At 64.5% G+C, this 24,024-nt stretch carries 16 protein-coding genes; 8 read left to right on the top strand and 8 right to left on the bottom strand.

The features are described 5' to 3' along the window. Positions 1 to 187: 187 nt before the first annotated feature. Positions 188 to 1,321 (top strand): ATP-binding protein, encoded by a 1,134-nt coding sequence (locus PKE71_RS06960; RefSeq protein ID WP_271186227.1) that lies wholly within the window; start codon positions 188 to 190, stop codon positions 1,319 to 1,321. Here the strand turns inward: PKE71_RS06960 and PKE71_RS06965 are convergent. After that, a complete protein-coding gene (locus PKE71_RS06965) occupies positions 1,318 to 3,138 on the bottom strand; it encodes an ABC-F family ATP-binding cassette domain-containing protein (RefSeq protein WP_271186228.1) in 1,821 nt (606 codons plus the stop codon). The genes PKE71_RS06960 and PKE71_RS06965 overlap by 4 nt on opposite strands. A gap of 199 nt (positions 3,139 to 3,337) precedes the next feature. Between PKE71_RS06965 and PKE71_RS06970 the strand changes: the two genes are divergently transcribed. Both PKE71_RS06970 and PKE71_RS06975 read left to right on the top strand, forming a co-directional pair. Then, a complete protein-coding gene (locus tag PKE71_RS06970) occupies positions 3,338 to 4,225 on the top strand; it encodes an ABC transporter ATP-binding protein (protein WP_271186229.1) in 888 nt (295 codons plus the stop codon). A gap of 22 nt (positions 4,226 to 4,247) precedes the next feature. Further along, a complete protein-coding gene (locus tag PKE71_RS06975; RefSeq protein ID WP_271186230.1) occupies positions 4,248 to 7,838 on the top strand; it encodes an ABC transporter permease/M1 family aminopeptidase in 3,591 nt (1,196 codons plus the stop codon). Positions 7,839 to 7,911: 73 nt separating this feature from the next. On the opposite strand, the gene PKE71_RS06980 is transcribed toward PKE71_RS06975, so the two are convergent. From PKE71_RS06980 to PKE71_RS06990, 3 genes are all read right to left on the bottom strand, one after another. Continuing rightward, positions 7,912 to 9,057 carry a hypothetical protein gene (locus PKE71_RS06980; protein WP_271186231.1) on the bottom strand — a complete coding sequence of 382 codons (1,146 nt, stop codon included), beginning with the start codon at positions 9,055 to 9,057 and terminating at the stop codon, positions 7,912 to 7,914. A gap of 143 nt (positions 9,058 to 9,200) precedes the next feature. After that, the gene (locus PKE71_RS06985) at positions 9,201 to 10,403 is read right to left on the bottom strand and encodes a hypothetical protein (protein WP_271186232.1); all 1,203 of its coding nucleotides are present in this window, start codon (positions 10,401 to 10,403) and stop codon (positions 9,201 to 9,203) included. An 84-nt stretch (positions 10,404 to 10,487) separates the two neighbouring features. After that, a complete protein-coding gene (locus PKE71_RS06990) occupies positions 10,488 to 10,961 on the bottom strand; it encodes a hypothetical protein (RefSeq protein ID WP_271186233.1) in 474 nt (157 codons plus the stop codon). A gap of 82 nt (positions 10,962 to 11,043) precedes the next feature. Here PKE71_RS06990 and PKE71_RS06995 point away from each other — a divergent pair, with 82 nt between their 5' ends. Both PKE71_RS06995 and PKE71_RS07000 read left to right on the top strand, forming a co-directional pair. Further along, positions 11,044 to 12,144 carry a PQQ-dependent sugar dehydrogenase gene (locus PKE71_RS06995; RefSeq protein ID WP_271186234.1) on the top strand — a complete coding sequence of 367 codons (1,101 nt, stop codon included), beginning with the start codon at positions 11,044 to 11,046 and terminating at the stop codon, positions 12,142 to 12,144. Between the two features lie 156 nt (positions 12,145 to 12,300). Beyond that, positions 12,301 to 12,891 carry an NYN domain-containing protein gene (locus tag PKE71_RS07000; RefSeq protein WP_271186235.1) on the top strand — a complete coding sequence of 197 codons (591 nt, stop codon included), beginning with the start codon at positions 12,301 to 12,303 and terminating at the stop codon, positions 12,889 to 12,891. 113 nt (positions 12,892 to 13,004) lie between these two features. Here PKE71_RS07000 and PKE71_RS07005 read toward each other — a convergent pair whose 3' ends face one another. The 4 genes from PKE71_RS07005 to PKE71_RS07020 form a co-directional block, all read right to left on the bottom strand. Next, positions 13,005 to 16,241, bottom strand: a complete 3,237-nt coding sequence (locus tag PKE71_RS07005) for an efflux RND transporter permease subunit (RefSeq protein ID WP_271186236.1) — start codon at positions 16,239 to 16,241, stop codon at positions 13,005 to 13,007. After that, the gene (locus PKE71_RS07010) at positions 16,238 to 17,305 is read right to left on the bottom strand and encodes an efflux RND transporter periplasmic adaptor subunit (protein WP_271186237.1); all 1,068 of its coding nucleotides are present in this window, start codon (positions 17,303 to 17,305) and stop codon (positions 16,238 to 16,240) included. Before PKE71_RS07010 ends, PKE71_RS07005 begins: the two co-directional genes overlap by 4 nt. Before the next feature lie 140 nt (positions 17,306 to 17,445). Continuing rightward, on the bottom strand, positions 17,446 to 18,627 hold the full coding sequence (locus tag PKE71_RS07015) for a BaiN/RdsA family NAD(P)/FAD-dependent oxidoreductase (RefSeq protein ID WP_271186238.1): 1,182 nt from the start codon (positions 18,625 to 18,627) through the stop codon (positions 17,446 to 17,448). A gap of 3 nt (positions 18,628 to 18,630) precedes the next feature. Continuing rightward, positions 18,631 to 19,575 (bottom strand): alpha/beta fold hydrolase, encoded by a 945-nt coding sequence (locus tag PKE71_RS07020; protein WP_271186239.1) that lies wholly within the window; start codon positions 19,573 to 19,575, stop codon positions 18,631 to 18,633. Between the two features lie 91 nt (positions 19,576 to 19,666). On the opposite strand from PKE71_RS07020, the gene glpK reads away from it, so the two are divergent. The 3 genes from glpK (at position 19,667) to PKE71_RS07035 (ending at position 24,001) form a co-directional block, all read left to right on the top strand. After that, a complete protein-coding gene (glpK, locus tag PKE71_RS07025; protein ID WP_271186240.1) occupies positions 19,667 to 21,157 on the top strand; it encodes a glycerol kinase GlpK in 1,491 nt (496 codons plus the stop codon). Positions 21,158 to 21,279: 122 nt separating this feature from the next. Further along, positions 21,280 to 22,116: a hypothetical protein gene (locus tag PKE71_RS07030; RefSeq protein ID WP_271186241.1), complete on the top strand. Its 837-nt coding sequence runs from the start codon at positions 21,280 to 21,282 to the stop codon at positions 22,114 to 22,116. Positions 22,117 to 23,047: 931 nt separating this feature from the next. Beyond that, on the top strand, positions 23,048 to 24,001 hold the full coding sequence (locus PKE71_RS07035) for a hypothetical protein (RefSeq protein WP_271186242.1): 954 nt from the start codon (positions 23,048 to 23,050) through the stop codon (positions 23,999 to 24,001). The last annotated feature ends 23 nt before the right edge of the window (positions 24,002 to 24,024 follow it).

A 24,024-nucleotide genomic window follows, 5' to 3' on the forward strand; every position in this document is an offset into this window, starting at 1 on the left:
GAGTTGACCGAGTTGACCGAGTTGACCGAGTTGACCGAGTTGACCGAGTTGACCGAGTTGACCGAGTTGACCGAGTTGACCGAGTTGACCGAGTTGACCGAGTTGACCACTCTGTCGTCTGCAATCTTGAGTTTGAGGGTGGCAGGTGAAGGCCGAGGACAGCCCGTTTACGCCCGGAGCGGGCGTCATGCCCGACGTGATGGCGGGCCGCGACGCGGTCGTGGCGGCCATGACGGCGCAGATGCGGCGGGCACTGAAATACCGGGCGGCGCGCAGCCTGGTGCTGCACGGGCTGCGCGGAACCGGAAAGACATCCATTCTTCTGGAGGCTCGCGAACAGGCCGAAGGTCTGGGCTGTCTGGTGTCCTGGATCGAGGCGGTGCCAGACAGGCCCTTCCTGCAGCAACTCGTCGCCCAGTTGCGCAAGGTTTTGATCGGACTCGACAATATCGAGAAGGCCAGGACGTTTGTACGGGCGGCGGGCCGGGCGCTGGCCAGCCTCGTCCGGTCGGTGAATATCGATTTTCCCGGCGGATCCGTCGGTATCGAATTCGAACCCGAGCCGGGCATCGCCGACAGCGGCGATCTCGAGACCGATCTGCCCGATCTGTTCGAAGCCGTCGGTGTGGCGGCCAGGCATGCCGGCACCGCTGTCGTACTGATCGTGGATGAGCTCCAGTTCGTCGGACATGGGCACCTCAATGCCCTGATCGTTTCCATGCACCGGATTGCCCAGCGGCGGCTGCCGGTCATCCTGATAGGCGCCGGACTGCCCAACATACTGCGGCAGCTGGGCGAGAGCCGTTCCTATTCCGAGCGGCTCTTCATGGCGGAGACGATCGGCCCGTTGAGCCGCGAGGCGACCGATACGGTCTTTCGCGACACGCTGGCACTGGAAGATGTGGAAATCGGAGACGGGGCGCTGGAAGCGTTGTGGGCCGAGACGGAGGGCTATCCGCATTTCATACAGGAATGGGGCAATGGCTGCTGGGCCGTTGCCAAAGCCTCACCGATCCGCCGCCGCGACGTCGAGCGAGCAGCGGGCCGCGTACGTGAGGCGCTGGATCGCGGCTTCTTCCAGATGCGCCTGGACCGGTGTACGCTCCAGGAGATGGACTATATGCGGGCGCTGGCCACGCTGGGACCGGGCGAGCACCGGCCCGGTGCGGTGGCGAAAGCCTTTGGTGTCGGCTCGTCCAGCCAGCTCAATTCGACGCGCCAGCACCTGATAGAAAAGGGCATGATCTACGCCCCCAGTTACGGGCAGCTTGCCTTCACGGTTCCCCGGTTCGACGCCTTCCTGATGCGTCATGCAGACTAGCCCTCGCCTTCGATCTCCTCGCGCAGGGCCTCCAGCTCCAGCCACTGCTCTTCCTTTGCGTCGCGTTCGGCGAGCGCGTCGGCCAGCTGCCGGGAGACCTGGGCGAAGCGGGTGCTGTCGGCAAACAGCGCCGGATCGTTCATCTGGCCTTCGAGCCTGGCGATGGTCTCGCCCAGCGCGTCGATCTCGCCCGGCAGGCGTTCCAGCGCATAGCGGTCCTTGTTCGCCATGCGGCGTTTTTCTGGCTTTGGCGCTGCCGGCTTCGGCGATGTAGCGGATGCCGGCTTGGCGGCGGTCACATTGCCAGTGCGGTCGTCCGGCGAGACACCGCGGCCGCGCTGGGCGAGCATGTCTGAATAGCCGCCGGCATATTCGCGCCAGCGCCCGTCGCCTTCCGATACGATGACACTGGTGCAGACCCGGTCGAGAAAGTCGCGATCGTGCGAGACCAGGAAGACCGTTCCGGCATAGTCGTCGATCAGCCCCTGCAGGAGATCGAGCGTTTCCAGATCGAGATCGTTTGTCGGTTCGTCCAGCACCAGGAGGTTGGAGGGCAGGGCAAGGGCGCGGGCCAGCATCAGGCGGGCCTTCTCGCCGCCGGAGAGCACGCGCAGGGGCGTGTTGGCCTGCTCGGGCGGGAAGAGGAAGTCCTTCATGTAGGCCATGACGTGCTTTGTCTTGCCGGCCACCTCGACCTGGCTTCCGCCGCCCTGGGTCAGCGCTTCCGACACGGTCCAGTCGTCCCTCAGAGCCAGACGCTTCTGGTCGAGACTGGCGATTTCCAGCTTGGTGCCCAGGCGCACTTCGCCGGTATCCGGCGCAAGCTGTCCGGTGAGGATGTTGAGCAGCGTCGTCTTGCCGGCGCCATTGGGGCCGACCAGACCGATCCGCGCCTTCCGGGCGATCTTGGTGGAGAAGTCCTTCACGATCGAGCGGCCGCCAAAGCCGATCGAGACATGCCGGGCTTCGGCGACCAGCTTGCCGGAATCCTGGGCCTGGCTGGCTTCCAGCTTGACCTGGCCCTGCGGGCCGCGATGCGTCGCGCGCTGGCGCTTGAGATCCTGCAGGTCGGCGAGACGGCGCACATTGCGCTTGCGGCGCGCCGTCACGCCATAGCGCAGCCAGTCTTCCTCGCGCACGATCTTGCGGTCGAGCTTGTGCAGTTCTTCCTGCTCCTGCTCGAACACCTCGTCGCGCCAGGCTTCGAAGGCGCCGAAGCCTTTTTCAAGCAGGCGCGTGCGGCCACGGTCCAGCCACAGCGTCTTGCGGGTCAGGGTTTCCAGGAAGCGCCGGTCGTGGCTGATCAGCACCAGAGCAGAGCGGCAGGCTGCCAGCTCGCTTTCCAGCCATTCGATGGCGGGCAGGTCGAGATGGTTGGTCGGCTCGTCGAGCATCAGGATGTCGGGATCCGGCGCGAGCGCTCTGGCCAGCGCGGCACGACGGGCTTCGCCGCCAGAGATCACGTCCGGCTTTTCCTCGCCCGTCAGACCGAGCTGTTCGAGCAGATAGTCGGCGCGATAGTCCATATCGCCTGGCGCCAGTCCGGCGACCACATAGTCACGCACCGTCGCGTAACCGCCCAGGTCGGGATCCTGCTCGAGATAGCGGATGGTGGCGCCGGGGTGCACGAAGCGTTCGCCACCGTCGGCTTCTACCAGTCCGGCGGCGACCTTCATCAGGGTCGATTTGCCCGAGCCATTGCGGCCGACGAGGCACAGCCTTTCGCCTTCGCCGACCTGCATGTCGGCGCCGTCGAGCAGTGGCGTAACGCCAAAGGTGAGGTGAATACCCTGCAGGGTGAGAAGCGGTGGTGCCATACGCCGACGCATACAATTGCGCGGGCCTGTCGTCACGGGTTTCCGGCATCGCGCGTATGAAGGGGGGACAAGGGGAATAACCGTCCCTCTGGTGGGGTTTGTGTACAAAGGCTCATTTGTGCCCGATCCGGGACAGGCCTAGTCTTGCCCCAATTTTGCCATTTTCAGGGGAGGCGGCTCGCAGGGGCCGTGACGGGACATGTTGGAAATCAACAACCTTACCAAGACTTATGCGGGTGGCGTGCGTGCCATGGACGGCGTCACGCTGAACATTCCCAAGGGCATGTTCGGTCTGCTCGGCCCGAACGGTGCGGGCAAGTCGACGCTGATGCGCACGCTGGCAACGCTGCAGGCGCCGGACAGCGGTACGGCCACGTTCGACGGTATCGACATCGTGCGCGAGCCCAAGGCCCTGCGTGCTGTGCTGGGCTATCTGCCGCAGGATTTCGGCGTCTATCCGCGCATGTCGGCGCGCGCCATGCTGGATCATCTCGCGGTGCTCAAGGGCATCTCGAACGGCAAGGAACGCAAGCAGGTCGTCGAAGCCCTGCTGGAACAGACCAATCTCACCCAGCATGCCGGCAAGTCGGTGGCCAGCTATTCCGGCGGCATGCGCCAGCGTTTCGGCATCGCGCAGGCGCTGCTCGGTGATCCGAAACTCATCATCGTCGACGAGCCGACGGCCGGTCTCGACCCCGAGGAGCGCAACCGCTTCCACAATCTCCTGTCCGAAATCGGCGAGAATGTCGTCGTCATCCTGTCGACCCACATCGTCGAGGATGTCGCCGATCTGTGCCCGGCCATGGCGATCATGAATGGCGGCAAGATTGTCGCTCAGGGGGCTCCGGCGGAGCTGATTGCCCAGCTGAACGGCAAGGTCTGGGCGAAGACGGTGAGCAAGGGTGAGCTTCCGGCTGTGCGCTCCCGTCTCAATGTGATTTCCGAACGCCTGACGATGGGCCAGGTTCTTGTGCGGGTCCTGTCGGATACCGATCCGGGCGAGGGTTTTGAAGCCGCGACGCCGGATCTCGAGGATGTCTATTTCGCCACCATCACCGACGGCCGCCGGGCCGCCAACGCTGCATAAGCGGCGCGAGGGAGGCTTAGCCATGCTCTGGAAAATCGCCGGATTCGAATTCCGGTTTCAGCTCTTTTCGCCGGCATCCATTGCCATTTTCGCGATCTTCTTCCTGCTCGTATTCGGCGGGGTGACGATCGACCAGATCCAGGTCGGCGGCGGTGGATCCGTCAACATCAACTCGCCCAATGCGCTGACCATCAACATCCTGATTTTCTCGATCTTCGGGGCGATCATACCGACGGTCTTCCTGTCGTCCGGCGTGTTGCGGGACTTCGGGTTCAAGACGTCGGAACTGTTCTATTCGCGACCCGTGCGGGAATTCGACTTCGTGCTCGGTCGCTTCATCGGCGGTTTCGTGATTACGGCCCTGGTCTTCTCGGCCGTGCCGCTGGCCTTCCTCGCCGGCAGCGTCATGCCCTGGCTCGACCCGGAACTGGTCGGACCGACGAATCTCGCCTGGTATCCCTATCTCTTTGCCGTGTTCGGGCTGGTCAATCTGTGGGTGATCGGCACGATCCTGTTCACGGTCGCCAATTTCACGCGTTCGACCATCGCGACCTATGCGGCCTTCGTGGCGTTGCTGGTTCTCTATTTTGTCGGTGTCGGCCTGTCCCAGTCCCAACCGGAGCTGCGCGATATGCTCGCGCTGATCGATCCCTTCGGTTTCAACACCTTCGGCGAGGTCACACGCTATTGGACCGTGTTCGATCAGAACGAGCGGGTTGTCGCGTTCGAAGGCGTGATGATGCAGAACCGCCTGCTCTGGATCGGCTTCGGCCTGGTGCTGCTGGCGATCAATGTCGCGACCTTCCGCTTCCGCCAGGGCAGTTTCAAGCTTCCCGGCCGCAAGGCCGCTGGCGCAGTTGCTCCGTCCGGCGCGGCCAATGCCATTTCCGAAATCGAGCTGCCGCGCGTGACGCCGAAACTCGATGGTGGAGCCGCCTTCCAGCAATTCCTCGCCCGGCTGAGCTTCGAGTTCAAGGGCGTGGTGTTCAATGTCGCCTTCTGGATTCTTCTGGTCCTGGGGCTGCTCAACACCGTTCCGGGCTTCTTCCTGGGCAATGAGTATTACGGCACACCGAACTATCCGGTGACGCGGATCATGATCGACGTCATCAACGGCGCCTTTTCATGGCTGCCCAGTGTCGTGGTGATCTACTACGCAGCGGAGGTGATGTGGCGCGAGCGCCGGGTCGGCTTCTCCTACATCGTGGACGCGACGCCGACACCGAGCTGGGTGTTCATGGCGACCAAATTCCTCGCGCTCTGCCTGGTTGTTGTCAGCCTGATCGGCCTGGCCCTGCTTGCCGGTGGCGTATCCCAGATGATCCAGGGCTTTGCTCCGGTTGAGTGGGATCAGTACGCCTTGCGCGGCCTGGTCGGGATGATCCTGCCGACGGCGATTTTCGCGGCCCTGGCGATCTTCGCCCAGGTGCTGATGAACAATCGCTGGCTCGGCATGGCCTTCATGCTGGTCTTCCTGATCGTCTCCATCGTGATGTCGCAGATGGGGCTCGACCATAATCTCTACCAGTATGGCAGCACCCCCGGTGCGCCCTATTCGGACATGAACGGCTATGGCCATTTCCTCGGCATTTCGCTGTGGTTCTATGCCTACTGGTCGTTCTGGGCGTTGCTGTTGCTGGTCCTGTCCTACCGGCTCTGGAGCCGCGGGTCGCTGTCGCCGATCCTTGCCCGTCTGGGGGCATTCGGTCGCGGCATGACGCCGGCAACAGCGGGTCTGATCGTTGTAGCCCTGGCCGGTATCGCCGGTACAGGCGGCTGGATCTTCTACAACACGAATATCCGCAACGAGTATCTGTCCTCCAACGACTTCCGCGGGCTGCAGGCCGAGTATGAGCGGGAGTATCTCTACCTTGAGGATGTCGATCAGCCGACGATCGTGGAAACGGCCTACGAGGTGGATATCTACCCCTCCGAACGCCGCTACACGGCGCGGGGCCAGTATGTGCTGGAAAACCAGACGGACGCCCCGATCGATACGCTGTGGATCTCCTATGGCTACGGTACGACAGTGCTGTCACAAGAGGCGCAGGGTGCGCAGGTCGATGCGGAAGATCCGCGTTTCCTGACCTATTCCTTCCGCTTCGACACCCCGATGCAGCCGGGCGAGACGCGCACGTTCGACTTCTCGGTCGAGCGGGCCAATCCCGGTTTCCGCAATGCGGGCAATGTCAGCACGGTCAATTACAACGGCACCTTCTTCAACAATGGCGAGTCGATGGCCAATATCGGCTTCAACGGGAACTGGCGTCTGCAGGACCGCCAGCAACGCCGGCGTGAAGGACTGGAGCCGATCGACCGGGCCTTCCCGCTGGAGGACGAAAGCCATTGGGACGAGAACGGTCTGACCGGGTCCCACTACGTCACCTTCCGCACGATCGTGTCGACTTCGGCCGACCAGATCGCCGTCGCGCCGGGCTATCTGGAACGCGAATGGGAGGAGAATGGCCGCCGGTACTTCGAATACGTGATGGACCGGCCGATCCTGAACTTCTACTCATGGCTCTCTGCCGATTATGCGGTGGCCGAGCAGGAGCAGGACGGGATCGATCTCCAGGTCTTCTATCACCCGGAACATGCCTGGAATGTGGACCGGATGCTCGAGGCATCGGCTGACTCGCTGGCCTATTTCTCGGAGCATTTCAGCCCCTTCCAGTACCGGCAGTTCCGGATCCTGGAATTCCCGGCCTACCAGACCTTTGCCCAGTCCTTCCCCAACACGATCCCGTATTCCGAGGGCATCGGCTTCATCGCCAATCTCTCGGACCCGTCGGAGATCGACTATGTCTACTACGTGACTGCGCACGAGGCGGCGCACCAGTGGTGGGCGCACCAGGTGCTGGGGGCGAATGTGCAGGGTGCCACCATGCTGGTGGAAACCTTCGCCCAGTACTCGGCGCTGATGGTGATGCGCGAGGAATATGGCGAAGACCATATGCGCCGCTTCCTCAAATACGAGCTCGACAGCTATCTGTCCGCTCGCGGCTCCGAGTCGATCGAGGAATTGCCGCTCTACCGGGTCGAGAACCAGCCCTACATCCACTACCGCAAGGGTGCGGTGATCATGTATGCCCTGGCCGATTATCTCGGCGAGGATGCGGTGAACCGCGTCATGCAGCAGCTGATCGCCGAGCGGGCCTATTCCACCGACCCGTATGCCACCACGCTCGACTTCCTGCGGATCCTGCGCGCCGAAGCCGGGCCGGAATGGGAAAGCGTGATCCACGACTTCTTCGAGCGGATCGTCGTGTTCGACCTGGAAGCCGTTTCGGCGACCGCGAGCGAGCGCGAGGACGGCCGCTGGGATGTCGCCATCGAGATCGAGGCGCACAAGTTCGAGGCCGACGGGGCCGGCGAGCAGACCGAGGAGGATATCGACTACATGATCGATATCGGCCTGTTCTCGGAGAATCTCGACGATGCCTATGAAGGCAGCGATCACGTGCTCTACATGGAGAAACACCGGATCGACGAGACCACGATGCGTATCGAGCTCATCGTCGACGAGCAGCCGCTCTATGCCGGTATCGATCCCTACAACAAGCTGATCGATCGAGATTCAGACGACAACCTCGTCCGCGTCACCGTCGAATAGCGCAGGCAGAAAACAGGACGGCCGGCCCGCCAGGCGGACCGGCCGTCTTGATTCTTCGGTCCGGGCCTGGCCGTCAGATGGCCGTGCGGACGTCGGTGTAGTGGATGTCCTCGGAGGTGCGCGTCAGCGAGCGCAGGAAGCTGGGGAAGATGTCCAGCGCGTCGTCGGCCGACAGGCTGCCCTTCTCCCGGTCGGTCCACCAGTAATTCCAGAACGACGTCACATGGGTGACCGCCGAGAGGTCGCTGCCGAGCTGACCGAAATAGGCCGGCGCCTTGAGCAGGAAGTCGCGGATCGCCGTCGGGTCTCCGCCCTTGCAGAAGCGCGTGTACTGGGCGTCGTAATCGTCGATCACCGTGGTCAGCGCGGTCCAGCGATCCTTGGCCATTTTCAGGATGGCGCGGCGGATGTCGTTGACTTCCTTGTTCTCTTCCCAGGTTGCGCCGCGAACGGTGACATTGTTCAGCTCGACCAGGAATTGCCGCAGCCCGTTGCGAGCCTCGCGGATGCGCCAGCGGTAGTAGAGAATGCCCTTCCAGCCGAAAATGCCCTCTTCATACTGCTCTTCGCTCATGCCGAGGGTTTCGCGCAATCCGACCAGCTTCTGTTTGTCCTCGCCGTCCAGAAGCTGGCGGGCAAACTTGCGGGCGCGGTCATCATTCGGGCTCAGGATCTCGTCATTGAAGGCCAGATTGACGATGCCGAATATCTGCCGCGTCACATGGCCCAGCATCGCTTCCTGCTCGTCCGGCGAGATGTTGAAATAGAAGCGGCCGACAGGGCGCTCGCCGGTGGCATAGCGGTCGGCGAGGAGGAAGGGGTCGAAGGAGGGCATTGCAGCGAGTTCCTTCACCCGCTGCAGGTCGGCCTCGAATTTCGGATTGATCGAGCCGGTGCCCAGGAATTCCTTGAGCCGGCGGTCAAAACCTTTTTCCTCCACAAAGAAGGAATGCCCGCCCATCGCCAGATCGTCGACGGAGACGGGGATGATCAGCTTGGTGGCGACCGGGTTCTCCGTCAGCAGATAGGGCCGGTCATGCGGGCGAACGGTGTGCTTCAGCATGAAGCTGGCATTCAGCCGCACATTGCGGAAGAAGGGCTTCGCCGCGAATTCCAGGGTCTGGCCGTATTTGCGGTGGATCGACCACAGGTCGAGAATGCGGGGTGTTGCACCGCCGCGCACGATCCGGCGAAGGCTGCTTCTGTCTGACCCGCTCATCCATTCCGTCCTGATTGCCCCAGCGCTGCAACGCTAGCGGGAACAGCTTAATATCGGATGACCTTGCCCCTTATTCCACTGCATGCGGGGCTGCTGCCTGAACGGTGGGCAGCAGCCCCGGCGGGCAGGACGATGGCGCGGTCTCAGGCCGCGTCCGTCGTCACGACGACCGGTTGGGGTATGGGTGAGCGCAGGCGCCGGCGGGCTTCCGTGCCGGTATGGCTGGCGCCGGGAGCGGTCCGGGTCACGCTGGCGATGAAGTCAGAGAACAGCGTCACCGCCTCGCGGGCGTGCAGGAAGCCCTTGGAGTTCTGCTTTGCCCAGTAGCGCCAGTAGCCGGGCACATGCCCCACCACCGAAAGATCGCTGCCCACATCGTAGAAAAGCGAGGGCGCCTTCAGGAGGAAGTTCCGGAAACCATGCGCATCCTCGCCGCGGCAGAAGCGGCCGAACACGGTCTCGTACTCCTCCATCACCGTCGTCAGGCAGGCCCAGCGGTGCCGGGTCTCGTCGATGATCGCGCGGCGCATGTGCTGCAGCTCGGAATACTCGTGCTCGCTGGCGCCGACGATCGAGACCGCCTTGATCTGCTGGATGAAGCCTTTCAGTGCCGAGAGCGCCTCGTTCATGTGATAGCGATAGTAGAGGATGCCCCGCCAGCCGAAGATGCCGGAGCGGAACTCCATCTCGGTCATGTCCAGCGAGCGGCGCAGATCGCTCAGGCGGCCGTCCAGGTCGCAGGCCAGCAATTGCCGGGTAAAGCGCAGGGCGCGTTCCTTGTCCTGCTGGGAATGATCGCCGAAGGCGAGACTGACCACGTCGACGATTTGGCGCGCCACGGAATCCTCCATGCGCTCCTTCTCGTGATCGGAAATGTTGAAGTAGAGATCGTCGATCGGCCGGGCATGATCGCGATAGCGTTCGGCCAGGATGAAAGGGTCGAAACTGGGCAGCGCGGCCAGTTCGCGCAGCCGGATCAGGTCGAGATCCATCAGGTGCGGCTCGTCCGGGCGCTCGAACAGGGTGCGCATCTTCTGGGCAAAGCCGATCTCCTCGACGAAGACGGCATGCCCGCCCAGCGACAGGTCGCTGTCGGCGAGCGGCACCAGAACCTTGGTCACGACCGGCTGGGACGACATCACATAGGGGCGTTCATGGACGCGCACCGTGTGCTTGATGATGAAGCAGCGGTTCAGGCGCGGGTGCAGGAAGAAGGGGTTGGCGCTGTGCCGGTCGTATTCGCCATAGCGCCGGGCGATCGAATACAGGTCCAGGATCCGCGACGTGGCGCCACCCTTGATGATGTTGCGCAGATCCGAGCGCATGGTTTCGCGGACACGTGCCATCGAGGACCCTCCCAGACAGGTGCATAACCCGGCCGGACTTAAGGCGAGGTCTGTCCTCGCGCTCGGAATTGAGTCGAATGCGATCTATCGCCGGGACGCGGTGTGGGCGGGCGGCTTCAGGCTGGCAAAGAGAAAGCCGGCAGCGGCCCCGCCCAGGCACAGGGTCAAGAGGCCGGGCAGATCGCGCGAGGAGGCGACCGGCGTGATCGTCGCGTCGAGGACCTGGCCGTAGAAGGCTGTGATGCCCAGCATGATGGCGGCTATGGCTGCACCCCCGGCGAGGGTGAAGCCCAGCCGCCGCCAGCCGCGGCCCAGGACCCGGCCCAGCAGCCCCGCGACCGGAAACGCGACGGCAAAGCCGAGGAGGATCAGCACGAAGAGTGTGGGTGCGAAACCGGCGAGGTCCTGCCGGATCGCGTCTAGGCGGACCGCGGTGGGGATGCTCGCTCCGGCGCGAACGAGGGCCTGCAGGACGACATGCGTGTTGGCGATGCTGACGAGCACGGTGCCCGTCACGACGGCGAGCAGGTAGACGGCAATCATGCGGGCCGTGGCCATGGCGTCCCCCGAATTGGGCTCAACAGCGATGGGCCGAGCCTATAGTGTGACGTCATTGGCGACAATTCGCTTGGGGGATGAGATGGCCGGAAAATTGATCGTGCTGGGCCTGGCCCTGATGCTGGCCGCCGCGCCGGGACACGCCCAGATGCATCTGGAAACCCGGGTCGAGGGGCTGGAACACCCCTGGAGCCTCGCCTTCCTGCCCGATGGCCGCATGCTGGTTACCGAGAAGCCTGGCCGTCTGCGCCTTGTGGCGGCGGATGGCACGCTGTCCGATCCGCTCGCCGGCGTGCCGGAGGTTCTCTATTCCGGCCAGGGCGGTCTGCTGGATGTCGTGCTGCACCCGGATTTCGAAACCAATGGCTGGCTCTATCTGACCTGGTCCGAAGGACGTCCGCGGGACAATACGCTGCATCTTGGCCGGGGGCGGCTGGTGAGCGGTGCGCTGGAGGATTTCGAGACGCTGTTCTCGGCCACGCCTCGACGGCGAACGGATGTCCATTATGGCGGGCGTGTTGCCTTTCTGGCCGATAACAGCCTGCTGCTGGGGATCGGCGAAGGCTTCGATTTTCGCGAACAGGCCCAGAATCCGCAAAGCCATTTCGGCAGCTTCGTCCACCTCGCCGATGACGGAACGCCCTTGGGCTCCGCCTTTGAGGGCGCGGCGCCGGGCGTCTTCTCGATCGGCCATCGCAACCCCCAGGCTGTCGTGGTCGATCCGGTCACCGGCACGGTCTACGCCAATGAGCACGGGCCGCAGGGTGGCGACGAGATCAATGTGCTGGCCGAAGGGAATAATTATGGCTGGCCGATTGCCAGCCATGGCGTCGACTATACCGGCGCGCTGGTCACGCCGTTCCAGACCTATGCCGGCATGACCGATCCGGTCCATGTCTGGGTGCCTTCGATTGCGCCCGCGGGGATGGCGATCTATCGCGGTGACATGTTTGCGGACTGGGATGGCGACCTTCTGGTCGCAGCCCTGATTGCCGGCGACGCTGACGTGCCCTCCGGCCATGTGCGCCGGGTCGATCTGGAGAACGGCACGGTGGCGGGTGAAGAGGTGCTGTTCGGCGAGCTGGAGGCGCGCATCCGCGATGTCCGCGTTGCGCCCGACGGCGCTGTCTGGCTGGTCACGGACGAGGAAAACGGCCGGCTGGTGCGGGTAAGCCGGGAGTAGGTTCCTGAGGTAATATGTTGTGAACGCCGCCAGCATTGACCTTCGGGCCGGCTGCCCACTATATCCTCCCCATACAGCCGCCTCGTTCCAGAGGCGATCATCCTGAAGGCCCCCGGATAGCTTGTCTTCCGGGGGTTTTCATTTAACATTATGCAAATGAAGGTTGCAATTCTGATCGATGGCGGCCATTTGCGTGCTGGCGCAAAGCAGGCTCGCAAGACATACGACAAAGACTTTATCGAGGCTTTCGCGCGAGGATGTGTCGCAGGAGACGAGTATCTGCTTCGAATTCTCTACTACGATTCCCCGCAATATCGTGGGCAGAAGAGCCTCCCCATTTCAGGCAGGCCGCACCAATTTACCGCGTCAGACAAATGGATGGTCGATCTGGCAAAGCGCGACCGTTTCGCCGTGCGCCGTGGAACACTGGCGTTTCGAGGCTGGAAACCGAAGGCACTGCCATTGAAGCAAACTGCGGTTGATCTTGTCGATACAGACTTCGACCCGATCTTCGAGCAGAAGGGCGTGGACATGCGCGTCGGGCTCGATATCGCGACATTGTCAAACGAACGCCTCGTAGACCGGATTGTACTGGTATCGGGCGACACGGACATGATTCCGGCCATGAAACACGCGCGGAAAGCCGGCGTCGAGGTCGTAACCGTTCAACTCCCCAAGCCTGCCATGGGGCTGCACGATCAGATCATGGCGCATTGCGACAGCGTCAGGCCGGTGGTGTGGCCGTAGAGGACGGTGAGCCAACTGAAACGATGCCGGTACCTTGAGTGACGGAAAGTCGCAATCGAGCGCCGGCAAATCGTAATTGGAGGAGTCCGGCCGTTTGGTGGCCTTGATCTTCTCTATTCCGCGGGGCCCGATCCCTCTCGGATCCCGAACCGTCGCTTGCCGTACCACATGTCCAGGAATTCCCGGATTGCCCGTGCTCGCTGCCGCCGCCAATTGCCCAGCCGCATGGGCGCGCCCAGCATGACCGGGGTGAGCACCAGCGTCAGCAGGGTCGAGAAGCCCAGCCCCCAGACCACCGCCGAGGACAGCTGCACCCACCATTCCGAAGCCGGTCCGCCGATCGACAATACGCCATGGGCGAAGTCGGCATTGATCTGGAACACCATCGGCAGCAGGCCGAAAATCGTCGTCACCGTGGTCAGCATGACCGGGCGCAGGCGCTGGGCAGCGGTGCGCACGATGGCCTCGTCGACGGCCATGCCCAGGCCGCGCAGGCGCTGGAAGGTGTCGATCAGCACGATATTGTTGTTCACGACGATGCCGGCCAGCGTCACCACGCCCGTCCCCAGGAAGAGGATGGAGATGTAGGGGAAGGTCAACAGCACGCCCAGCAGCACGCCGACTACCGACAGCACGACCGCCTGCAGTGTCAGCACGACATGCCAGAAATTGTTGAACTGCCAGAGCAGGATCACCGCCATCATGAACAGCGAGGCCAGCATGGCGTTGCCGAAGAAGGCGCCGGCTTCGGCATTCTCCTCGTCGGCGCCGAGATAGTCGATATCGACCCGGCGATCGATGGCGCCGCTTTCCACCTGTTCGTCGATCCAGGCCCGCAGCTCGGCCAGCAGGATATTGCCGGCATGGCCTTCATCGGCATTGGCGCGGATCATCAGCACGCGCTTGCCGTCGCGGCGGTTGATCGAGTCGATGCGCTGATGCGCCTCGCGCGTGACGAAGTTCGAGATCGGCACGGCGCCGGTCTGGGTGTTCACACGCAGATCGTCGAGCCTTGAAATGTCGCGGTCGCCTTCGGGGAAGCGCACCCGGATATCCACCTCCTCGTCCGCATCGTCGGGGCGGTAGCGCCCGACCAGCGTGCCGGTGGTCACCAGCTGCACCGCTGCGCCCACCTGGGTGACGTCGGCACCGAAGCGGCCGGCCTCTTCGCGATCCACGTCGAGGCGCCATTCGACGCCCGGCAGGGGCAGGGTGTCCTCGATATCGGTCGTGCCCTCCATCGCGTCGATATAGGAACGGATCAGGCGGGCGGCCTGTTCCAGCGCCGCCGCGTCGTCCGAGCGCAGCTCGACCTGGATGTCCTTGCCCACGGGCGGGCCCTGCTGGAAGGGGCGCACTTCGATGATGACGCCGGGAATACCGGTCATGGCTTCGCGAATGCGGCGTTCGATCAGACGGCCATTGGGGCGCTGTCCGAAGGGTTCGAATTCCACGAAAATGCGGGCCACGCTGTCGGCCGGAGCCGCACCGGTGCCGTCGAAGGGCGACTGGCCCGGCGGTTCGCCGGCGACGGTGTAATAACCCTTGATGCCCTCGATCCCTTCCAGGCGCTGTTCGGCCTCCAGGGCGAGTTCATACTGTTCGGCCGGCGAGAGATTGCCGCGGGCGCGGATGAAGACGTAGAGCTGTTCCGGCTCGGCATCGAGGAAGAACTCGGTCCGCATGCTCGAGGCGCGGGCTCCGAAACTCATCACAATCACCACGACCAGTGCCAGCGCGGCGAGGCTGACGAAGATCGGCCGCTTTACCAGCACCGAGATCATGCGGGCATAGGCACCGGTGAAGCCGGGCAGGGATTCGGGATCGCCTTCCTCGGTCGCGTTGAGGTGGGCGACGGCGGAGGTCTCGTCCATCACACCGCCCTTGCGGCCGAAGACCGAGCCCAGCGTCGGCAGGAAGACCAGCGCCATCACCAGTGCCGAGGTCAGCACGAAGATCAGGGTCAGCGGCAGGAAGGCCATGTACTGTCCCGGGATGGAGTTCCAGAACAGGAAGGGCACGAAGGCCGCCAGCGTGGTGCCGGTCGAGGAGACGATCGGCCAGAACATGCGTTTGCCGGCAGCGGCATAGGCGGCCTTGCGGGTTTCGCCCTCGGCGAGTTTGCGGTCGGCGTATTCGACCACCACGATGGCACCGTCGACCAGCAGGCCCACGGCCAGCACCATGGCGAACATCACCATGAAGTTGACGGTCAGCCCGTAGATGCTCAGCAGCAGGAAGGAGAAGAGAAAGCTCGACGGGATCGCGATGCCGACCAGCAGGGCCGAGCGCACGCCCAGCGCCGCCACGACCAGGATCAGCACCAGCACGATGGCCAGCATGATCGACGAGGTCAGGCTCTGCAGGCTGTCACGCACATAGGTGGACAGGTCGAGGCTGAAATCATGGCGGACGGTTTCCGGCCAGGTTTCGGAAATCTCGTTGGTCAGCGCCCGCACGGCGGCGGCGGTGTCCATGATGTTCTCGCCGGACCGGCGCACGACCTGCAGCGTATAGGCCGGCGCGCCGTTATAGCGCGAGAAGCTGTCGGCATCCTTGAAGGTACGGCGCACCGTGGCGACGTCTTCCAGGGTGACCACCGTGTCGCCCGACCGGGTCAGCGGCAGGCGCAACGCATCCCCGGCATCCTCGAACAGGCCGGGCACCTTCACCTGGAAACGGGCTTCGCCGCTGTCCAGCGAGCCGGCCGCGATCAGCCGGTTGTTCGACTGCACCGCGTTGAACAGCTCGTTATAGGTGACGCCATAGGTCTCCAGCAGGGCCGGGTCGATGACGATCTCCAGCACTTCCTCGCGCAGGCCCTGAACGTCGACCTGCAGGATCTGCGGCAGGGCCTCGATCTCGTCTTCCAGGTCGCGGGCAATGCGGTAGAGCGTGCGCTCGGGCGCCTCGCCATAGACCTGCACGGCGATGGTCGGGGCGAGGGCCGAGTTGAACTCCTGGATCACCGGTTCGCGCACATCCTCGGGATATTCGCGGCGGGCCATGTCGACCGCTTCGCGCACGTCCAGCACGGACTGGTCGGCATCGAAGGGCACGTCGAATTCGGCGATCAGCGTACCGGCGCCCAGAGACGCCGTGCCGTTGAGCTCCTCCAGCCCCTCGATCGAGCGCATCTCGGTCTCGGTGGGCCGCACGATCAGGCGTTCGGCGTCTTCCGGGGAAATGCCGTCCAGCGGCACGACCACGATCACGAAGGGGAAGGGGATGTCCGGATCGGCTTCGCGCGGCAGGCTGACAAAGGACAGAAAGCCCGCGGCAAGGGCGCAGACGAAGATCGCCAGCACCATGCGGGCGCGATTGATCGCGAAGTCGACGACGCCGGTCACCGGGCCGCTCCCTCCCGCGAGACATCGACCTCGACCCCGTCGGCCACGAAGTCCTGTCCCAGCACGATCACCTCGGCGCGGCGCGGCAGGCCGGCGACCCAGACCTGCTCGCCATCATCGCTGAGCAGCTCCACCGGCACGAAGCGGACGCGATTGCCCTCCTCGACGATCCGCACGCCCAGTACACCTTCGGCATTGAGCGCGAGGATGGAGGCCGGGACGCGATGGGCCGGTTCCTCGGGCAGGTCGAGACGGATTTCCGCCGTGATACCTGCGCGGATGGCGTGATCGGGATTGGGCGCTTCCAGTTCGACGCGGAAGGTGCGGGTGGCCGGGTCTGCCCGGCGTTCGACAAAGCGGATCGTGCCGTCGACCGTCTGGCCGGTGACCAGGCGGGCCGAGCCGGCCATGCCGGGTTCCAGCTCGGCGACATGGCGTTCACCGACTTCCGCGACCACCAGGATCGGATCGAGCTGCACCACGGTGCCGCAGGCGTCGCCGGCGCGCAGGAAGTCGCCGACTTCCGCAGCGCGGCCGTCGAAAATCCCGTCGAAGGGCGCTGCGATATTGACGTTGGCCAGCTCTTCGCGCGCGGCGCTCAGGCGGGCCCGGGCGGCGTCGCGTGCGGCTTCGGCGGCGGCAACCTGGTTGGCCGAGCGGTGACCGCGCTCGCTGAGTTCCGCGGCGGCATCGTATTCCAGCTGACGCGCGCGCAGGTCCGCTTCGGCCTGCTGGACCGCAGCCGAGCGCGAGTCGACGTCAAGCCGGCACAGGACGTCACCGGCGGCGACCCTTGTTCCTTCCAGCCGTTGCGCTTCGGCGACCCGGCCGCCGGTTTCCGCGCGCGCGACGACCTCCCGGAAGGCTTCGGTGTGCCCGCGCAGGGACAGGCTGGCCGGGCGCATCCGGGCCTCGACCGTACGCACCACAACCTCGAAACGGTGGCTGGTTTCGGCCTGTTCGGCGTCAGGGGAGGCGGCGCCGCCATTGAGCAGCGTCCCCACAGTGAACAAGAGGACCACGGCGACGAAAATGGCGAGGGCGGCGATATAGGAACGGTTCATGTCACGACCGGCTTGCCCGCGTCAGACCGGCAGGCCTGCTTGCGGAAAACAGTGTTTACTTGCCCCTCTAGATACCTCTGGATGTGCCGCATGACGAGGGTTTTCTCGCGGCGCGAAATGTTCGTCGGGGCCTGTCGCATTCAGGCCACCTGACCGGCGCTCCAGCCGGACGACCAGGCCCACTGGAAGTTGTATCCGCCAAGCCAGCCCGTCACGTCAACCACCTCGCCGATGAAGTACAGGCCGGGTACGCTGCGGGCCTGCAGGGTGCGGCTGTCCAGCCCGTTCGTATCGACCCCGCCCAGCGTGACTTCCGCCGTGCGATAACCTTCCGAGCCGGTCGGGCGCACCGTCCAGGACTCCAGCATAGCGCCGGCTTTCTGCAGTTTCTTGTCGGACTGGTCGGCCATGTTGCCGCGCAGGCCGGCCTCCTCGGCCAGCAGCTGGGCGAGACGTTTGGGCAGATGCTCCGCGAGCACGCTCTGAAGCGCCTGGCGCGGGGTTTCCGTGCGTGCCGCGCGCAGGGTGCCGAACCAGTCGCGGCCGGGCAGGAAGCGGATCACGATGTCGTGACCTTCGCGCCAGAAGGAGGATATCTGCAGGATGGCCGGGCCGCTGAGACCGCGATGGGTGAACAGCATCGCTTCCTCGAAGGCCGTGCCGTTGCAGCGGGCGGAGATGTCGGCCGCGACACCGGACAGCGGTTTGAACCGCGCCAGCGTGTCCGGATCGAAGGTCAGCGGGACCAGGGCCGGGCGTGTCTCGGTGACGGCCAGCCCGTACTGCCGGGCGGCGTCGTAGCCGAAACCGGTCGCGCCCATTTTCGGGATCGATTTGCCGCCCGAGGCGATCACCAGCGACTGGCAGGTCAGGGTGCTGCCGTCCGACAGGTCGAGCCGGAAACCCTCGCCCTCGCGTGTGTGAGAGGTCACCGAGACACCCAGGCGCAGGGTCGCGCCGGCGTCGCGCATATCGCCCGTCAGCCCGTCGACGATCTGCCGGGCCGACTGGTCGCAGAAGAGCTGGCCCAGCGTCTTTTCGTGCCAGGCGATGCCGTGCCGGTCGACCCAGCCGATGAAATCCTGTTGCGTGTAGCGCTTCAGCGCCGATTTCGCGAAGTGCGGATTGGCCGACAGGAAATTGCCCGGCCCGGTGTGCAGATTGGTGAAATTGCAGCGCCCGCCGCCGGAAATGCGGATCTTCTCGCCGGGCGCCTTGCCGTGCTCGATGACGCAGACCGAACGGCCGCGGCGGCCGGCCTCGATCGCGCACATCATGCCGGCAGCCCCGGCGCCGACAATGACGACGTCGTATCGGGTCACGGTCTAGGTTTTCGCAGGGCAGACGCTGTCGAGCCAGTCGGCGAAACCGGCCATGGCGGCGTCGCGTCCGGCCTCGTTGACTGTCTCGTGCCTGTAACCTTCGAGCACCTCAAGGGTGACATGGGTCATCCCCAGGCGCTCCATTCGTGCCCCAAGATGTTGCACGGTCTTGCCGCCCTCGGTCGCCGGATCCAGCGATCCGCCGATCAGGTGGACGGGGAGATCCTTCGGCAGCTTCTCCAGATTGCCGTCATCCTCGGCGAAAGCGACGCCGTCCAGGAAGTCGCGCCAGAGCGAGACGCTGGACGGCCAGCCGCACAGCTCGTCGGCGACATAGGCGTCGACTTCGGCCGGGTCCGAGGACAGCCAGTCGGCATCGGTGCGGCCTTCGGGAAAACGCTTGTTCCAGGCCTTGAAGGTCAGCTTGTCGATCGTGGTGCTGGGCGTGAAGGGGCCGCCCGCCAGCGCCTCGCACCACAGCACGAACCGCATCACGGATTTCAGCCCGCCCAGCGCCATATTGCCGTTCCAGGCGGCAAGACCGGCAAGGCTGTCGGGTTCGCGCAGGGCGTGATTGACCGCGACGACCGATCCCATGGAGTGGCCGAAGACCACCAGCGGCAGGCCGGGCCAGCGGCGTTTGGCCTCCTCCTCGACCGCCTTCACATCGCCCATCACCTTGGTCCAGCCATCCGTGTCGGCAAAGCGGCGCGGGGCGCCGTCCGGTGCGGTGGTGAGGCCGTGGCCGCGATGATCGTGGGCGATGACGTGATAGCCGCGCGATGCGAGATAGTTGGCGAAGCGGGCATAGCGTGCCGCGCGTTCGGCCAGGCCGTGATTGATATGCACGATGCCGCGCGCCGCACCGTCGGCCTCGCGCGTGTAGACACACAGATCGGCGCCGGTCGGGCTGGCGAGCCTTTCAGGCGTGAAGGCGGCGTCGGTCATGCATGCTCCCCCGTATTGGTTGCGAGCCTAGCGCGTTTCTTCCGGTCGCGTCATGGCTATAGTCGCACGAAAACCGCAGAGGGGGACAAGTATGGCGCAGCGCAAGACGGCGATCCTCGCGATCGACCAGGGCACGACGAGCTCCCGCGCAGTGGTGTTTACCGGCACTTATGAGGTGATTGCCGTTGCCCAGCGCGAGTTCCAGCAGATCTATCCCGAGCCCGGCTGGGTCGAGCACGATCCGGAAGTCATCTGGGCGACCGTGCGCGCGACGGCCCGCGAGGCGCTCGCGGCGGCGGATAAAGCCGGTTATGCGGTGGCCGCGATCGGCATCACCAATCAGCGTGAGACCACGCTCGTCTGGGACCGCAAGACCGGCGAGCCGGTGCACAATGCCATCGTCTGGCAGGACCGGCGCACGGCGCAGACCTGTGCCGCGCTGCGCGAGGCGGGGCATGCGGATCGGGTGCGCGAGAAGACCGGCCTGGTGCTGGATCCCTATTTCTCTGCCACCAAGATCGCCTGGATACTCGATCATGCCGACGGCGCCCGGGCGCGGGCCGAGGCGGGCGAGCTGGTCTTCGGCACGGTGGATACCTGGCTGATCTGGCGGCTCACGGGCGGCGCGGTGCACGCGACCGACGCCACCAATGCCAGCCGCACATCCCTGTTCAATATCCGCACGAATGCCTGGGACGAGGCGCTTCTCTCCCTGTTCGGCGTGCCGGCGGCGATGCTGCCGGAGGTGCGCGACAGTGCGGGCGATTTCGGCGTGTCGGAGGCGGCGGTTCTGGGCCGGGCCCTGCCCATCCGCGGTGTCGCCGGGGACCAGCAATCTGCCGCTATCGGCCAGGCCTGTCTGGTGCCCGGCGAGATGAAATCGACCTATGGCACCGGCGCCTTCCTGCTGATCAATACCGGCAGCGACCCCGTGCTGTCGCAGAACCAGCTTCTCACCACCATCGCCTGGCGGATCGGCGGCGAGACCGTCTATGCGCTGGAAGGCTCGATCCTGTCGGCCGGGGCCACCGTGCAGTGGCTGCGCGACGGGCTGGGCCTGATCGCCAAGGCCTCGGAGATCGAGGCGCTGGCGGCGGCGGCCGATCCGGACAGCGGCGTCTGTCTCGTCCCGGCCTTCACCGGGCTGGGCGCACCCTATTGGGACCCGGATGCCCGCGGCGCGATTGTCGGGCTGACCCGCGGGTCAGGCCGGGCCGAGATTGCGCGGGCAGCGCTCGACTCCACTGTCCACCAGACCTGCGATCTGCTCGACGCCATCGCCGCCGACGGTGTTGCGGCAACGCGCTTGCGGGTCGATGGCGGGATGACCGCCAACAACGCCCTGATGCAGCGCCTCGCCGACCTGACCGGGATCGAGGTCGTGCGCCCGGTCCAGTCCGAGGCGACCGCCTGGGGCGCGGCCTTCCTGGCCGGTCTGGGGGCGGGGATTTTTGCCAGCCTGGAAGACGGCCGCCGCCTGTGGGCGCAGGACCGCAGCTTCACGCCGGACATCGCGGCCGGCGCGCGCGATGCCGGCCGGGCCGCCTGGCGCACAGCCGTGGAACGGGTGCGGACGGGGTAGCGGCCGGCGCGGAATTATTTTCCATTCAGGGTTGCTTGAGTATCTTTCTCGCTGCAGAATTGTTGCGTGAGTACGCGTCCGTCCTGTCAGCGGCCCGGGGGAAGCCCCGCGAGGAGACACGCATGCCGTCCCTGTTTTCCCGCCTGTTCGCCACACACCTCGTCAGGGGGTTTTGCCTGGCCGGCCTTCTGGCCATCCCGTCCGCCAGCGCGCAGGACGATCCGCCGCCGCGGGCCGACCAGTATGACGCGCTGTCCGAATTCCTCGCCTGCTCGGGCAATGCCTATGCGCTGTGCTATTATTCCGGGCCGGAAGAGCCCACCCCGCCGGGCCAGAGCGCAACGCCGCCCCTGCCGTGCACGATCGGCGGTCCCGAGCATGCCGACTGCACCTGCTATGCCGTCGACGAGCAGATGCTCGAACCGGGCCTGCGCTATAATTTCGTGCTGATCGGCTCGATCCTCAATCCGGTCGCCCGCGCAGAGACCGAACTGCGCTGCAATGCAGACGGCTCGAACTGCCTCAACATGGCCCATCTGGCCTCGGGCATCTGCAATAATGCCGACGATCCGCATGTCGACGAGTATGAGTTCTGCCAGGAGGCGCCGGTATGCAGCCTGCTGGGCGATCTGGAGACCGGCGAGACGCAGTCGCTCTATCCGCAGAGCGAGGCGACGCTGATCTCCACCTTCTCCTTCTATTCCAGCGAGGTGCACAATTTCGGCTCGCAGGACTGCAGCGAGAACGATATCCGCCTCTATGCCGGCTGCATGACCGCGCCCTGCACCGACGAGGACGGCGACGGCCTCGCCGAGTGCCAGTGCCCGCTCTATGACGGCCCCTACCAGATCGGCCAGGACTCCGAAGGCCTGCAATGCAACATCCTGCCGAACGTCTGGTCCGCCGCCAATAACGAGACCACCCCGCCTCATCTGCCGGGTGCATTGGGTGGGGAATAGGTAGGGTTCTTCTTCTCCCCTCACGGGGAGAAGGTGCCGCGAAGCGGCGGATGAGGGGCGCGCGGCAGCGCCGCGCCATAGAAGAGTCTTTAGCTGGCCGCTCCCGCGGCCGCCCCTCACCCTGCCCTCTCCCCGGTGGGGGAGAGGGGCTTACCCTCCGCTTCCCCCGGACCTGTTCCGGGGCCTAGCGGCGGCGGCCGTTAAGGCTCGGCGCCAGGATGCGTCACCAGCGGCAGGCCCCGGAATGAATCCGGGGGAAGTATGGATTGGGGAGAGGGGGCGGACCCAGGGCTCGCCCCGCTTGCGGGGGAGCTGTCCGCGTAGCGGACTGAGGGGGCGGCGTGAAGCGGCGCAAAGCGCGTCAGCGCGCACCTGCGACTCACCCCCTTCGACCTCACCCGGCCCGAGGCCGGGCTCGGCCACTTCCCCCGCTGACGCAGGGGAAGCCTTGTCCGGTGGCCGGCATTTGCATCCCTGACGCTGTGAAAACCACTCCGCGCTTTTCCCGGCCGGACGCCCGGCCTCGGGCCGGGCGAAGCGCCGGGATCGACGGGAAACGCATCGCTCAAGATGACCCTCGGTCGGTCCCGGATCTGCAGCCTGCCTTCGCAGGCTTTCATCCGGGAAAAATGGAGGGGCGTTGAATAACTTCGCGCCCGCTTTCCCCTTCTCCCCCCACTTTCCCCGGACCCGTTCCGGGGCCTAGCGTCGGTGGCCGTCAAGGCTCGGTGCCAGGATGCATCACGAGCGGCAGACCCCGGAACAGGTCCGGGGGAATTACTATCGGAGGGGGCAATGAGAGCTCCCGCCAATTATTCCGATCTCCTGAAGACGGCGATACCCGTGACTTGTGGGCCAATTTGGGTGAAAACGGGTGCCGTTTCGCCAACAGGTTGAGTCGCGGCGTGCTGATCGCCGCGTTTGTGCTGATATGTCTAGACGTCTTTGGATCGCGGGAATTGTGCTTGGGCTGGTGGTACTGAGTTTCGCTGGCTACACGTCATACAGGTATCAACGCCACAATCTGGACGGCCTGCACAAAACGTCCGATCAGCATTTGGCCGGGCGGGATCATCAGCTCCGGTCCGCCTGTCGAATACTCCCACTAAGCCTCACGATTGAATGTGCTTCGCAGCCAGACATATCCGAGGGCGTCCAGGCAGCAGCCGAGTACGATCTAAAAGCTCAACAAGACATGGCGGCTTGGACGCTAATGATGTTGTGGGTGAGCGTCGCGATGTTGGTCGTTACGGGATTGGGGGTCTGGTATGTCGCTCGCACGCTGGACGCCACTCGTGGCGCGCTTCGGCTGGCCGAAGAGGCCAATGAGGCCGCTATCGCCGCCGTCGAGGCCACCATTGAGCACGGGCATCGACAACTTCGACCTTACCTTTCGGCAATACCGACGAGAGCGGTTTTTGAAGTAACTGGTAGCGGAATACCAATCTCCCAGAAATTCGGGCTGAGAGTCATCATCGAAGTTCACAACACAGGTCAGACACCTGCGTTCCGCAAGCGGTTGCGAGGAAACATCCGCGTCGTTGCCAAAGATGCGATAGCTGGCACGAAAATCCAATTGCCTCCACTTACGGCTTTTGGCCCGCCGACCATGCTGGGTCCAAACCGGGATACTGAGAGTGACAACCTATCCAGGGTGATTGCTGTAGACGACGCCATGCTCAATGGTGAATGTGAAATTCTCGTCTATGGGCAGATTGTGTACGAGAGCGATTATGCGTGCCATTACTCAAACTTTTGCTCGGTAAGTATCAACCTCAAGAAAGCGATTTTGGACGCTCAAGCCATTTCTGAGGCTGGTAAAAAAAGTGCATCGATGCCGCCAGTCCAGCTCGTTGGGCTCGATTTCGGCAACGACGCAATTTAGGGCCATGAGCGCGAGTTCAACTG

The organism is Maricaulis virginensis (assembly GCF_027922185.1).
Lineage (GTDB): Bacteria > Pseudomonadota > Alphaproteobacteria > Caulobacterales > Maricaulaceae > Maricaulis > Maricaulis virginensis.